The 13,298-nt window shown below is 72.8% G+C and carries 16 protein-coding genes; 10 read left to right on the forward strand and 6 right to left on the reverse strand.

Going from position 1 to position 13,298, the window contains the following annotated elements; all coding sequences use genetic code 11:
* Positions 1-25: 25 nt before the first annotated feature.
* Positions 26-496 (reverse strand): DUF6232 family protein, encoded by a 471-nt coding sequence (locus GSF22_RS02685; RefSeq protein WP_208811096.1) that lies wholly within the window; start codon positions 494-496, stop codon positions 26-28.
* 126 nt (positions 497-622) lie between these two features.
* Between GSF22_RS02685 and GSF22_RS02690 the strand changes: the two genes are divergently transcribed.
* The 4 genes from GSF22_RS02690 (at position 623) to GSF22_RS02705 (ending at position 5,104) form a co-directional block, all read left to right on the forward strand.
* Entirely contained in the window at positions 623-1,396 is a 774-nt protein-coding gene (locus GSF22_RS02690; protein WP_208811097.1) for an enoyl-CoA hydratase-related protein, read from the forward strand.
* A gap of 109 nt (positions 1,397-1,505) precedes the next feature.
* Positions 1,506-3,128, forward strand: coding sequence for an acetolactate synthase (locus GSF22_RS02695; protein WP_208811098.1), 1,623 nt, complete (start codon positions 1,506-1,508; stop codon positions 3,126-3,128).
* A gap of 195 nt (positions 3,129-3,323) precedes the next feature.
* Positions 3,324-4,298, forward strand: a complete 975-nt coding sequence (locus GSF22_RS02700; RefSeq protein ID WP_208811099.1) for an ATP-binding cassette domain-containing protein — start codon at positions 3,324-3,326, stop codon at positions 4,296-4,298.
* Positions 4,295-5,104, forward strand: coding sequence for an ABC transporter permease (locus GSF22_RS02705; RefSeq protein WP_208811100.1), 810 nt, complete (start codon positions 4,295-4,297; stop codon positions 5,102-5,104). Before GSF22_RS02700 ends, GSF22_RS02705 begins: the two co-directional genes overlap by 4 nt.
* An 86-nt stretch (positions 5,105-5,190) precedes the next feature.
* Here GSF22_RS02705 and GSF22_RS02710 read toward each other — a convergent pair whose 3' ends face one another.
* From GSF22_RS02710 to GSF22_RS02720, 3 genes are all read right to left on the reverse strand, one after another.
* Positions 5,191-5,622 carry a PLD nuclease N-terminal domain-containing protein gene (locus GSF22_RS02710; RefSeq protein ID WP_208811101.1) on the reverse strand — a complete coding sequence of 144 codons (432 nt, stop codon included), beginning with the start codon at positions 5,620-5,622 and terminating at the stop codon, positions 5,191-5,193.
* A 27-nt stretch (positions 5,623-5,649) separates the two neighbouring features.
* The gene (locus GSF22_RS02715) at positions 5,650-5,970 is read right to left on the reverse strand and encodes a DUF202 domain-containing protein (protein ID WP_208811102.1); all 321 of its coding nucleotides are present in this window, start codon (positions 5,968-5,970) and stop codon (positions 5,650-5,652) included.
* 61 nt (positions 5,971-6,031) lie between these two features.
* Positions 6,032-6,424 (reverse strand): YidH family protein, encoded by a 393-nt coding sequence (locus tag GSF22_RS02720; protein WP_208811103.1) that lies wholly within the window; start codon positions 6,422-6,424, stop codon positions 6,032-6,034.
* A gap of 42 nt (positions 6,425-6,466) precedes the next feature.
* On the opposite strand from GSF22_RS02720, the gene GSF22_RS02725 reads away from it, so the two are divergent.
* The 4 genes from GSF22_RS02725 (at position 6,467) to GSF22_RS02740 (ending at position 9,880) form a co-directional block, all read left to right on the forward strand.
* Positions 6,467-7,264 carry a GNAT family N-acetyltransferase gene (locus tag GSF22_RS02725; RefSeq protein WP_208811104.1) on the forward strand — a complete coding sequence of 266 codons (798 nt, stop codon included), beginning with the start codon at positions 6,467-6,469 and terminating at the stop codon, positions 7,262-7,264.
* Between the two features lie 2 nt (positions 7,265-7,266).
* Positions 7,267-7,674 (forward strand): hypothetical protein, encoded by a 408-nt coding sequence (locus tag GSF22_RS02730; RefSeq protein WP_439957726.1) that lies wholly within the window; start codon positions 7,267-7,269, stop codon positions 7,672-7,674.
* 454 nt (positions 7,675-8,128) lie between these two features.
* Positions 8,129-8,908: an electron transfer flavoprotein subunit beta/FixA family protein gene (locus tag GSF22_RS02735; protein WP_208811105.1), complete on the forward strand. Its 780-nt coding sequence runs from the start codon at positions 8,129-8,131 to the stop codon at positions 8,906-8,908.
* Between the two features lie 12 nt (positions 8,909-8,920).
* Complete coding sequence (locus GSF22_RS02740) at positions 8,921-9,880, forward strand: electron transfer flavoprotein subunit alpha/FixB family protein (protein ID WP_208811106.1); 960 nt, start codon at positions 8,921-8,923, stop codon at positions 9,878-9,880.
* A 101-nt stretch (positions 9,881-9,981) separates the two neighbouring features.
* Here GSF22_RS02740 and GSF22_RS02745 read toward each other — a convergent pair whose 3' ends face one another.
* Positions 9,982-10,899 carry an anti-sigma factor gene (locus GSF22_RS02745; protein WP_208811107.1) on the reverse strand — a complete coding sequence of 306 codons (918 nt, stop codon included), beginning with the start codon at positions 10,897-10,899 and terminating at the stop codon, positions 9,982-9,984.
* Complete coding sequence (locus GSF22_RS02750) at positions 10,853-11,458, reverse strand: RNA polymerase sigma factor (protein WP_208811108.1); 606 nt, start codon at positions 11,456-11,458, stop codon at positions 10,853-10,855. The genes GSF22_RS02745 and GSF22_RS02750 overlap by 47 nt, the downstream gene beginning before the upstream one ends.
* Positions 11,459-11,712: 254 nt before the next feature.
* Between GSF22_RS02750 and GSF22_RS02755 the strand changes: the two genes are divergently transcribed.
* Together GSF22_RS02755 and GSF22_RS02760 are read left to right on the forward strand one after the other, a co-directional pair.
* Complete coding sequence (locus GSF22_RS02755) at positions 11,713-12,543, forward strand: DUF4397 domain-containing protein (protein ID WP_208811109.1); 831 nt, start codon at positions 11,713-11,715, stop codon at positions 12,541-12,543.
* Complete coding sequence (locus GSF22_RS02760; protein WP_208811110.1) at positions 12,540-13,205, forward strand: class F sortase; 666 nt, start codon at positions 12,540-12,542, stop codon at positions 13,203-13,205. Before GSF22_RS02755 ends, GSF22_RS02760 begins: the two co-directional genes overlap by 4 nt.
* Positions 13,206-13,298: the final 93 nt, after the last annotated feature.

Raw genomic sequence — 13,298 nt, forward strand, 5'->3', positions numbered from 1 at the left:
CCGTGCCCCCGGTTGTGCGGATGGGTCAGCGGGGCGTGACCGGCTGTCGTTGCTCGACCGCCCGTTGCAGCGCCCGGTAGATCTGCCCGAAGCGCAGCGCGTCGTCGGTGGCGAGCAGCCGTACCGGCCGACCCCGCCAGCGCACCCACAGCTCCATGGTCCGGCTGCCCCGGGCGTACGACCGGTCGAGGTGCTCGAAGAGGAGGTCGGCCAGCGGCCCGACCGCCAGTCCGACCAGGACCGAACCGCCCACGATGGCGATGGTGACGGTGAGCGAGGTGTCCAGCGAGAGCCCGACGGCGATCCCGATCACGGCGAACACCACCGGGCTGACCAGGGCGACCCCGAGGGCACCCCGCCGGCCCAGCACCCGCCACGAACGGGCGCTGCGGCGGTGCCAGACCTCGGTGAAGTCGGCGAGCGGATACGTGCGTCCGTCGACCCGGATGGCCGCCGAGGTGACCCGTACCGACCGGTCGTCGTAGTAAGTGGTCATCGTGGCCCCTGCTCCGGTGTGCTGCCTGACCCGGGTGTTTCCCTGTCCGGTCCGAATCCACACTACGTACCCAACGAGCCGGCCCGTAGTGTGGGCACGCGACTTCGACGAGGAAGTGAGGACAGCGTGAGCGAGTTCGTCCGGTTGGAGACCAACGACGGCATCGGGACGATCCGGCTGGACCGGCCGCCGATGAACGCGCTGAACAAGCAGGTGCAGGAGGAGTTGCGGGCCGCCGCCACCGAGGCCGCCGCCGACCCCGAGGTCCGCGCGGTCATCGTGTACGGCGGGGAGAAGGTCTTCGCGGCCGGCGCCGACATCAAGGAGATGGCCGACATGTCGTACGTGGACATGGCGGCCCGGGCGGCTGACCTGTCCAGTGCCCTCGGCGCCTTCGCCCGCATCCCCAAGCCGGTGGTCGCCGCGATCACCGGGTACGCGCTCGGTGGCGGCTGCGAGCTGGCGCTGGCCTGTGACTGGCGGGTGGTGGCCGACAACGCGAAGCTCGGCCAGCCGGAGATCAAGCTGGGCATCATCCCCGGTGCCGGCGGTACCCAGCGGCTGGCCCGGCTGGTCGGCCCGGCCCGGGCCAAGGATCTGATCATGTCGGGCCGGATGGTGGACGCCGAGGAGGCGCTGCGCATCGGGCTGGTCGACCGGGTGGTCCCGGCGGACCAGGTCTACACCGCTGCGGTCGAGTTGGTCCGGCCGTACCTGACCGGCCCGGTACAGGCGCTGCGGGCGGCGAAGCTCGCCGTCGACGGCGGGCTGGACATGGACCTGAACTCGGGCCTGGCGTGGGAGAGCCAGCTCTTCGCCGCGCTCTTCGCGACCGACGACCGGCGTGAGGGCATGGCCGCCTTCGTGGAGAAGCGCAAGCCGGACTTCACCGGCCGCTGACCCCGTGGCGGGGCGCGGCGGGCCGTCGACCGGAGAGCTATCCGAGTGTTGTTCACGTTCCTACCGACCGGTAGCGTGTGATCCCGGTCATGTGACGATGGGAGCGACGATGACGGAGCGGATCGAAGGCCATGGCGGCGAGCTGGCGCTCGCGGCGCTGCGCGCCGGCGGCGTACGGGAGATGTTCACCCTCAGCGGTGGGCACGTCTTCCCGCTCTACGACGCGGCCCACCGCACCGACTTCCCGCTCTACGACGTCCGGCACGAGCAGTCCGCGGTCTTCGCGGCCGAGGCGGTGGCGAAGCTCTGCCGCCGCCCCGGCCTCGCGGTGCTCACCGCCGGCCCCGGCGTCACCAACGGTGTCTCCGGGCTGACCAGCGCCTTCTTCAACGCCTCCCCGGTGCTGGTGCTCGGCGGCCGGGCACCGGCCTTCCGCTGGGGTTCCGGCAGTCTCCAGGAGATCGACCACCTGCCGCTGGTCGCCCCGGTGACCAAGCACGCGCAGACGGTCTTCAGCACCGACGAGATCCCCGGCGCGATCGTCGACGCGCTGACCGCCGCGCTCACCCCGCACCGTGGCCCGGCCTTCCTGGACCTGCCCCTGGAGGCGGTCTTCTCGGTCGCCGACGCGGCGCCGCCCGCCGCGCCCGCCGTGGCGCCGGTCGAGCCGGACCCGGACGAGGTGGCCCGCGCGGCGGCCCTGCTCGCCGCCGCGCACCGGCCGGTCATCATCGCCGGCTCCGACGTGTACGCCGCCGACGCGGTCGCCGCACTGCGGGAAGCCGCCGAGGCGTTCGGGGTACCGGTGTTCACCAACGGCATGGGCCGGGGCGCCCTGCCGCCGGAGCACCCGCTCGCGTTCAGCAAGGCCCGTCGGGTCGCCCTCTCCGGCGCCGACCTGGTGGTGGTCGTCGGTACCCCGCTGGACTTCCGGCTCAGCTTCGGCGACTTCGGTGACGCCCAGGTCGTGCACATCGTGGACGCGCCGAGCCAGCGCGCCGGGCACGTACAGCCGGCCGCCTCGCCCGCCGGGGACCTGCGGCTGATCCTCTCCGCGCTGGCCGACCACGCCGGCGACCGGACCGACCACACCGACTGGGTCGCCGACCTGCGGGTGGCCGAGGACGCCGCCCGGGCCAAACACGAGACGGAGATGGCCGCCGACACCGACCCGATCCGGCCGGCCCGGGTGTACGGCGAACTGCGCCGGGTGCTCGACCGGGACGCCATCACCATCGGCGACGGTGGTGACTTCGTCTCCTACGCCGGCCGGTACCTGGAACCGGCGCAGCCGGGCACCTGGCTCGACCCCGGCCCGTACGGCTGCCTCGGCACCGGCATGGGGTACGCGATGGGCGCCCGGGTGACCCACCCGGACCGGCAGATCTGCGTCCTGATGGGCGACGGTGCGGCCGGCTTTTCGCTGATGGACGTGGAGTCGCTGGCCCGCCAGAAACTGCCGGTGGTGATCGTGGTCGGCAACAACGGCATCTGGGGGCTGGAGAAGCACCCGATGCGCGCCATGTACGGCTACGACGTGGCCGCCGACCTGCAACCCGAACTGCGGTACGACGCGGTGGTGGGCGCACTCGGCGGGGCGGGGGAGACGGTGGCGAAGGCGGCGGACCTCGCCCCGGCGCTGGAGCGGGCCTTCGCGGCCGGGGTGCCGTACCTGGTCAACGTGCTCACGGACCCGACGGACGCGTACCCCCGGTCGTCGAACCTGGCCTGACGGACGGGCTCCCCGGACCGGCGCACCCGGTCCGGGGAACCGTTGGTCGGGGAGCCGCCGGTCCGGGGGGAATCACCCGGCCCGGGGAATTCGGCGGCATTCCTGCCGGTGGGCACGTAGGGTCACCGCGGACCGGCAGAATGTCAGCCCCGTCGTGCACGCTGGGTTGACCAGCCAGCGCGACGGGAGCAGCGAATGGAACACGCGATCCGGGCCGAGGGGCTCGTCCGGCGGTTCGGCGGCACGACCGCCCTCGCCGGAGTCGACCTGGAGGTCCGCGCCGGCACGGTGTTCGGCCTGCTCGGGCCGAACGGCGCCGGCAAGACCACCACCGTCCGGGTGCTCGCCACCCTGCTCCGGCCCGACGCCGGCCGGGCCAGCGTCGGTGGTTTCGACGTCGAGCGGGACGCCCACCGGGTGCGTCAGCTCATCGGTCTGACCGGGCAGTACGCCTCGGTCGACGAGGCCCTCACCGGCACCGAGAACCTGCTGCTCATCGGCCGGTTGCTCGGCCTGTCCCGGGCGGCGGCACGGGTCCGCGCCGCCGAGCTGCTCGCCGGCTTCCACCTGGCGGACGCGGCCGGCCGGGCCGCCAAGACCTACTCGGGCGGGATGCGCCGTCGCCTCGACCTGGCCGCCAGTCTGGTCGGTCGACCGCAGGTGCTCTTCCTCGACGAGCCGACCACCGGCCTCGACCCGCGCAGCCGCAACGAGCTGTGGGACATCGTCCGGAAGCTGGTCGCCGACGGGGTGACCGTGCTGCTCACCACGCAGTACCTGGAGGAGGCCGACCAGCTCGCCGACGAGATCGCGGTGGTCGACCACGGTCGGGTGATCGCGCGCGGCACCCCGGAGGAGCTGAAGGCCCGCACCGGCGGTCAGGTGCTCGCGGTGCGTCCCCGGGACCCGGCCGACCTGCCGGCCGTGGTGACCGTCGCCGGTGCGGTGGCCGGCACCGTGCCGGAGGTCAACCAGACCACGGTGACCGTGCCGGTCAACGACCCCTCGGTGCTGCCCGCCGTGGTACGCCGGCTGGACGCCGCCGGGGTGCACGTCGCCGAGCTGGCCCTGCGCAGCTCCAGCCTGGACGAGGTGTTCCTGTCGCTGACCGGGCACCGTACCGAGCCGACCCGCACCGATCAGGACGTACTCGAGGGGACCCCCGCATGACCACGCTCGCCGTCGACCGGCCACTCGTCCCCACCCGGCGGGTCGGTCCGCTCACCGGGCTGCGGCACACCCTGACGCTGGCCTGGCGCAGTCTGGTGCAGATCAAGCACAACCCGATGGAACTGCTCGACCTGAGCATCCAGCCGGTGATGTTCGTGCTGCTCTTCACCTACGTCTTCGGCGGCGCGATCTCCGGTTCGCCGGGGGAGTACCTCACCTTCGCGCTGCCCGGCATCATCGTGCAGAACGCCTTCTTCGCCACCATGACCACCGGGTTCGGGCTCAACACCGACCTGACCAAGGGGGTGTTCGACCGGCTGCGGTCGCTGCCGATCGCCCGGTGGGCGCCGCTGGCCGGCCGGATCCTCGCCGACACCGTGAAACAGGCCTGGTCGGTGACGCTGCTGGTCGGCGTCGGGATGATCCTCGGCTTCCGGCTGGAGAACGGCCTGCCCGGGCTGGTCGGCGCGTTCGCCCTGCTGCTGGCCTTCTCGTTGGCCGCGTCGTGGATCTCCGTACTCGTCGGGGTGCTGGTCAACGAACCGGAGAAGGTGCAGATCTTCGGCTTCACGGTGATCTTCCCGCTCACCTTCACCAGCAACGCGTTCGTCCCGACCGGCACCATGCCGGGCTGGTTGCAGGCGTGGGTGGCGGTGAACCCGGTGACCGTACTCGCCGACGCGCTGCGTGGCCTGCTGATCGGTGGTCCGGTGGCCGGGCCGGTGCTCCGGTCGCTGATCTGGGGCGCCGTGATCGCGGCGATCTTCGCCCCGCTGGCCCTGCGGGCGTTCAAGCGCCGGGTCTGAGACCGGCCCCGGTGCTCGGCCAGGCCCGGTCCGCGCCGTGGAACGGCTGGTCACGGCCCTGGCCAGTCCGGTGTGACCGGCCCGGGTCAGACCTCGGGCCGGTCCTCCTCGCGGGGTGGGTCACCGGCCTGCCGGCGCCGCAGGTCGTCCTCGCGGCGCCGCAGGTCCGCCTCCCAGCGGTCGAAGAGTTCCCGGTCGGCGCGTTCCTTCTCGGCGGCGGTGCGCTCCCGCAACGAGCGGAGGAACTCGGGGTCGTCGTCCGGCGCGACCGGGCGGGGCGGCTGCCGCATCGCCCCGCCGGGCAGGCCGGGCAGACCACCCTTCCCGCCGGCCGGTACCGGTCGACCCGCGAAGTACCAGGCGATCGAGCCGAGCAGTGGGAAGAGCAGGATGAGTGCCACCCAGGCCAGCCGCGGTAGCGCGCGGATCTCGTCCTTCTCGGCGGAGAGGCAACTGATCAGGGCGAGCGCGGCCAGGATGACCTGGACCACGAAGAGCAGGATGGACAGGCGGGCCATACCCCCATCATGGCGCACGCCCGTGGTTCAGCCCACCCCGACGAGCACCAGCAGCACGCCGAGCAGGGCGGACCCGGCGGTGGCCAGGGCGGTCAGCGGGAAGGCCCGCCCGCCGCCGGGGGCGGACCGTCGGGAGCCGGTCATCCGTCCCCAGATGGTCCACAGCACGACCCCCCAGCCGGCGACCGCCGTCGCGGCCAGGGCCGCACCGGGTACGCCCCGACCGGCGGCCAGCCGGACGGTGAGCACGGTGACCGCGGTCAGGGCGAGCGCGGTCCGCCGCCAGGCCAGCCGGGTCCGTTCGGGCTGCAACCCGGGGTCGGCCGGTCCGGCCGGTCCGCCGCTCACCGGGCACCGCCCCGGTACCCGCGACCGCCCACCGGGCACCGGAGACCTCCGTGGGCACCCGTCACGGGGTACCGAAGGCGTTCGCGAGGACCGCCACCACCAGCAGGAGCGCGCCGGTCCCGACGGCCAGGGCCAGGATCGCCGGGAAACGGCTCGCCGGCAGTTCCTCGCCGAGCCGGATGGCCCGTTCGGTCCGGGCCCAGTGGTCGACCGCCCGGACCGCCACCGTCCCGCCGAGCAGCAGCAGGGCCACCGCGATCACCTCCCGCAGGTGGGCCAGGGGCAGTGGCGGCAGGAACTGGGCGGCGGCCAGGCCACCGGCGACCAGCGCCAGCCCGGTCCGCAGCCAGGCCAGGAAGGTGCGCTCGTTGGCCAGCGAGAACCGGTAGTCGGGCGTGGTACCGACCTCGCGTAGCTCGCGCGGGTCGAACCAGCGCCGGATCATGTCCCACATCGCCTGACGTTAACCGGTGGACGCCCTGCTTAGCCTGGGCAGATGACAGATCTGAAGGTTGCTGCCCTGCTCGAAGCCCATGATCAGCAGCTCCGTCCGGACGTGCCGGACCCGGTGGCGCCGGGGGTGACCGTGGAGCGGGACGGGCCGTTGGTGCGGGTACGCGGCCTGGGTCCGGCCGGCTTCCTCACCTACCGGGACCTGGACGGACTGACCGGGGCCGAGCTGGACGCCCTGATCCTGCGGCAGCGGGACCTCTTCGCCGCAGCCGGGGAGGAGGTCGAGTGGAAGCACTACAGCCATGACGAGCCGGCCGACCTGCCGGACCGGCTGCGGGCCGCCGGGTTCGTGCCGCAGGACCCGGAGACCGTGGTGATCGGGCCGGTCGCGCCGCTGGCGGGGCCGCTGCCGGTGCTCCCGGACGGGGTACGCCTGCGGGAGGTGAGCGCCCACGCGGACCTGGAGCGGATCGCGGCGATGGAGGCGGAGGTCTGGCAGGAGGACCGCAGTCACCTCGTCACCGGCCTGGCCAAGGAGATCGAGGCGGACCCGCAGGCGATCACGATCGTGGTGGCCGAGGCGGGGGACACGGTGGTCTGTGCCGGTTGGGTGCGGTTCATCGCGGGTACCGCCTTCGCCACCCTGTGGGGCGGTTCGACCCTGCCGCAGTGGCGTAGGCAGGGCATCTACCGGGCGATGGTGGCCTACCGTGCCCGGCTGGCGCACGCCCGCGGGTTCACCCTGCTCCAGGTGGACGCCTCCCCGGACAGCCGGCCGATCCTGGAGCGGTTGGGTTTCGTTGCGGTCACCACGACCACCCCGTACGTCTACACTCCCTGATCATGGAGCAGCGGCTGACCGACGAGGAGAAGACGACCCTCAAGACCGCGGCGTTCGGTGCGGTCTTCCTGGTCTCCGACGCCGATCCGGGCCTGTTCGCCATGATCAAGGAGAGTTTCGCCGCCTCCGGGGCGATCGCCGGCACCAGCGGGCTGGTCAAGGAGGTGCTGACCACGGGGGCGCTGCCGTCGTTGCCGCGCCGGTCGAGCACCGCCGTGGAGGCGACCGTGCTCCCCGGGTTGCGTCGGGCGGTGGCGATCCTCCAGGAGAAGGCCCCCGAGGAGGTCGAGCCGTACCGGCGGACGGTGCTCGATGCGGCCGACGCGGTCGCCCGGGCACACCGGGGGATCGCCGCCGCCGAGGCCGCCGCGATCGCCTGGATCACGGACGCGCTGGCGCTACCCGACTGAGCGTGCCCGTCCACAGCCAGCGTTTCGCGGTGCGTACGCAGTGTTCGCGTAGTTGCCCGCACCGGCAGCGGTGGGTACCGACGCCCATCACCCGGCAGTCGGCGCCGTCGTCGCCGGGCCTCCCGTTCGGGCCCGGCGTGACGGTCTCCGGGGCGGACAGGTGGTCCGCCCGGAACGGTTCCTCGGCGGGGGCGGCGGGTTGCGAAGAGCTGGGCGTTCCGATTTGCTGCGACATATCGTGATACCTCCGGTCGCCGGCACTCTATCCGGCCGTGCGACCCTGGGTGACCTGTGTCACTGTCGGGTCCCCGGATCGTGATGCTACTGGCAGGTAACATTGGCCCGTGGGCAACTGCACAACGTCCCGCGGTTGACCGCGCGTTCGTGGGCCGGGCAGGCTGCGCCCGAACGAGCGAGGTTCACACCACCACAACAGGAGGGTCGTCGAAGCGCGATGAACATCGTCGTACTCGTCAAGCAGGTGCCCGATTCGGGCGCGGACCGCAACCTGCGCAGTGACGACAACACCGTCGACCGCGGCTCGGCCAGCAACGTCATCAACGAGATGGACGAGTACGCCATCGAGGAGGCGTTGAAGATCAAGGAAGCGCACGGGGGTGAGGTCACCATCCTGACCATGGGTCCGGACCGGGCGACCGAGTCGATCCGCAAGGCGCTCTCCATGGGGCCGGACAAGGCCGTGCACGTCGTCGACGACGCCCTGCACGGGTCCTGCGCGGTGGCCACCAGCAAGGTCCTCGCCGCCGCCCTCGGCACGCTCAACCCCGACCTGGTGATCTGCGGCGCCGAGTCCACCGACGGTCGGGTCCAGGTGATGCCGCACATGCTCGCCGAGCGGCTCGGGGTCGCCGCGCTGACCGGTGCCCGCAAGCTGACCGTCGACGGCGGCAACCTGACCGTCGAGCGGCAGACCGAGGAGGGCTACGAGGTGGTCAGCGCCAGCACCCCCGCCGTGGTCTCCGTCTGGGACACCATCAACGAGCCCCGGTACCCCTCGTTCAAGGGCATCATGGCCGCCAAGAAGAAGCCGGTGCAGACCCTCTCCCTGGCCGACCTGGGCGTCGCGCCCGGCGAGGTCGGCTTCGACGGTGCCACCAGCACCGTCCTGGAGCACAGCAAGCGCCCGCCGCGCTCCGGCGGCGCGAAGATCACCGACGAGGGCGACGGCGGCGTGAAGCTGGTCGAGTTCCTCGCCACCGAGAAGTTCGTCTGAGGGGTAACGGTCATGGCTGAGGTACTTGTCGTCGTCGAAGCCACCAGGGAATTCGGCGTCAAGAAGGTCACCCTGGAGATGCTCACCCTCGCCCGCGAGCTGGGTACCCCGTCGGCCGTCGTGCTCGGCGGCCCCGGTGCCGCCGCCGCGCTCGCCGACAGGCTCGGTGAGTACGGCGCGGAGAAGATCTACGCCGCCGAGAGCGAGGAGATCGACGGTTACCTGGTGGCCCCCAAGGCCACCGTCCTGGCCGACCTGGTCCGGCGGGTCTCGCCGGCCGCCGTGCTGCTCGCCTCCGCCCAGGAGGGCAAGGAGATCGCGGCCCGGCTCGCGGTCAAGCTGGACAACGGCATCCTGACCGACGTGGTCTCGCTCGACACGGACGGCACCGCCACCCAGGTGGCCTTCGCCGGCTCCACCATCGTCAAGTCCAAGGTCACCCGGGGCCTGCCGCTGGTCACCCTCCGCCCGAACTCGGTCAACCCGGTCCCGGCGCCGGCCACCCCGGCCGTCGAGCAGCTCACCGTCCAGGTCGGCGACACCGACAAGCTGGCGAAGGTGGTCGACCGGGTCGCCGAGCAGAAGGGCTCCCGCCCCGAGCTGACCGAGGCCAGCGTGGTCGTCTCCGGCGGCCGTGGGGTCGGCAACGCCGACAACTTCAAGCTGGTCGAGGAGCTGGCCGACCTGCTCGGCGGCGCCGTCGGGGCGTCCCGGGCGGCCGTCGACTCCGGCTTCTACCCGCACCAGTTCCAGGTCGGGCAGACCGGCAAGACGGTCTCCCCGCAGCTCTACGTCGCCCTCGGCATCTCCGGCGCGATCCAGCACCGGGCCGGCATGCAGACCTCGAAGACCATCGTCGCGGTCAACAAGGACGCCGAGGCGCCGATCTTCGAGCTGGCCGACTTCGGCGTGGTCGGCGACCTGTTCAAGGTCGTCCCGCAGGCCGCCGACGAGGTACGCAAGCGCAAGTGACCCGTTCGTCAGGGGGTGGCGGTCCGGCAGCGGACCGCCACCCCCTGACGCGTCACGGGGGAGTTGACCGGCGGGACGGGGAGCTGAAGCCGGCCCGCCGGTCAACTCGTCAGGGTGCCCCGGAGCAGGCTGTCACCCGAGTGGGCCTGGTTGTTGTCGTACCCCTCGGCGGAGACGTCAACCACCCGGAAGCTGTCCAGGTCGACGTTCGGGGGCAGCGGCAACAGGACGTCCGAACCGTCGCCCAGCACCCCCACCGAGAACATCTTCATGGTGCTCGGGTTGATCAACCAGACCTCGTAGTAGCCCGGAACCTGCGGCAGGTTGGACACGTGCAGGTGCAACCGCCCGTCCTTGAACACCCGGGCACTGCCGCTGGCGCTGGCCGGCGTGCTGCCGTACGCGCTCAGCGGCGCCTGGGCGACCACCGCCGGGGTGGGTGCCGGTGGCTCCGGGGCGTACGGCCGCAGCGCCACCACCGTACCGACCACGCCGATCGCGGCGGCGGCGACAGCGGTCGCGGCGGTGACCACCCAGCGACCGAGGCGACCACGACCCGACCGGCGACCCGGAGCCGACGTGTCCCGCCGCCGGGGCGGCCGGTCCGCGTCCCCCGGGCCGGTGGGAACGGCACCGTCGCGCAGCGGCCCGGCGGGCCGGTCACCGACCGGTGTCGGAACGACCGGCGGGTCGGCCACGGTCGCCGGCCCCGTCGACCCCGGACCGTGCGCCGCCGCCCCGACCGGCTCCTCACCGGTACGCTGCCGGCGCACCTCGCCGAGTGACGGCAGTGCCTGGGCCGCGGCGATCTCGGCGGTGATGTTCTGCCAGACGTGCTCCGGCGGAGCCGGCAGGTCGGTCAGCCCCTGGGTGTCCGCGCCGAGCCCGGCGACGTGCCGCAGCGACTCGAACTCGTCCCGACAGGCGACGCAGGAGTCGAGATGCCGGGTGTCGTCGGCTGCCGCGGTCAGTTCACCGAGCGCCAGAAAGACCAGCCGGTCGTGATCCAGGTGCGACACCGTCCACCTCCCATCTGCGTTTCAGGCTCGCCATGCCGCGCCGGATGTGACTCTTCACCGTGCCCAGCGGCACCCCGGTCACCGTCGCTATCTGTTGGTGGGTCAGGTCGTCGAAGAACGCCAGTTCGAGCATCCGTCGCTGGTCGGCGGGGAGCCGGGCCAACTCGTCGGCGACCACCAGCCGGTCCACCACCCGGTCCGGGCTCGGCCCCTCCGGGGCCGGCTCGGGCAGCTGCCGGACCTGGTCGACGATCCGGTCCTCCCGGGCCACCGCCCGGAGCCGGTCGATCACCTTGCGCCGGCCGATGCCGAGCAGCCAGCCGATCAACGAGCCCCGGGTCGGGTCGAACGAGTCCCGACCCAGCCAGGCCGCCACGAAGGTGGCCTGGGTGACGTCCTCGGCGTCGGCGCGGTTCGCCAGAGTGCTGGTGGCCAGGTGGAAGACGGCCCGGCCGAAGCGGTCGTACGCCTCGCGTAGTGCCGTCTCGTCACCGGACCGGAAACGCTCGGCGAGATCGTCGGGCCCCGGTGGCCCGGAGTTGTGGAGCGCCTCCGTCATCGGGCGCGTGGCCTTGTGTGGGGCATGCCTGACTGTAGCCTCCGCGACCATCAGCACCCCACTCCCGGTCACCGCTCAACGGTCGTTCTCACCGGTACTTCGCGGTCGGGTGCCCCGGTGGATGCACCGCCGACCGGATAAAGAAATGCCCCGCCCCGCGCATCCGGTTCCGGCGTACCCGTCGTAACCCGTTCTGCAAGCCGGCCCGGGCTCCCGCCCACCGGCGACATCCAGCAGCACCGCCAGGAGGAGAGATGCAGGCATCGTTCATCCGTCGGACCGGCGCGGGGGCGGCGGTCCTCGCCGCGACGTTCGCCAGCGTGGGCGTGTTCTCCGCGACCCCGGCGTTCGCCGCCAGCTCGAAGGTCTCCGTGGTGCACGGCATCCCGGACACCCCGGTCGACGTGTACGTCAACGGCAACAAGACCCTGGACAACTTCAAGCCCGGCGACGTGGCCGGTCCGCTCGACCTGGCGCAGGGCGAGTACGACATCGCGCTGACCAAGCCCGGTGAGCCGATCGGCCAGGCGATCCTGAAGGTCGACAACGCCGCCGTCCCCGGTGGGGCGAACATCAGCATCGCCGCCCACCTCGACGCAGCCGGCCAGCCGAAGATCACCCCGTTCGTCAACGACACCGCGAAGGTGGCCGCCGGCAAGGCCCGCCTGATCGTCCGGCACACCGCCGCCGCTCCGGCGGTGGACGTCCGCGCCGGGGGTACCCCGGTCTTCCGGAACCTGACCAACCCCAACGAGGCCAAGGGTGACGTGGCCGCCGGCACCGTCGCGGCCGACGTGGTGCTGGCCGGTACCGAGACCGTGGCGATCGGCGCGCAGCAGCTCAACCTGAAGGAGGGCACCGCGACCATCGTCTACGCGATCGGCTCGGCCGAGGCGAAGACGCTGACCGTGGTGGCGCAGACCATCGACGGCCTGCACTCCGCCCCGCACCGGGTACCCAGCGGCACCGGCGGCGGGGCCGACAGCGGCCCGGGCGCCTGGTGGTACGCGCTGGCCGGCGCCGGGGTGCTGCTCCTGGTCGGCGGCGGGGCCCGGGTGGCCACCGCCCGGTCGGGCCGCCGGTGACGGTACGCAACCGCGGCGCGCTGGCGGCCACGGCCGCCGGCGTCGCCGTGCTCACCGTCGCCGGTCTGGTCGCCTGCGCGTCCCGACCGGCCGGGAACGTGGGCAGCGAGGAGGTGCGGCAGCTCGCCACCGCGAGCCCGGACACCGGGGCCACCGGCCCGGCCCCGACGTCCGTCCCGGTCACCCGGGGCGATCTGCCCACCGCCGCCGCGACGGTCCCGCCGGTACGGCTGCGGATCGCCCGGATCGGGGTGACCGCCACGGTCGACCCGGTCGGGGTGGACCCGGTGAGCAACGAGTTCGAGGTGCCGCCGAGCGTGGACCGGATCGGCTGGTACCGCCACGGGCCCGGGTTGGAGGCGGACACCGGCTCGATCGTGGTCGCCGGGCACGTGGACAGTGCCGAGCAGGGCGCGGGGGCGTTCTTCCGGCTGCGGGAACTCGACCGGGGCGACACCGTCACCGCCACGGGAAGCGACGGGGTGGCACGCACGTACCGGGTGGTGGCCCGGGAGGAGTACCCGAAGACGAAGATCCCGCTGGAGCGGTACTTCGCCCGGGACGGTCGACCCCGGCTGACCCTGATCACCTGCGGTGGCCCGTTCGACGCCAAGGCCCGCAGCTACCGGGACAACGTCGTGGTCACCGCGGTACCCGTCTGACGTCGGCGCCGGGGCGACCGGCCGGGTGTGCGGACCGGGCGGCCGACCGCCCGGGTGTGCGGACCGGGCGGCGGACCGGCCGGTCCGCACACC

Source organism: Micromonospora echinofusca (assembly GCF_017614955.1).
Taxonomy (GTDB): Bacteria; Actinomycetota; Actinomycetes; order Mycobacteriales; family Micromonosporaceae; genus Micromonospora; species Micromonospora echinofusca_A.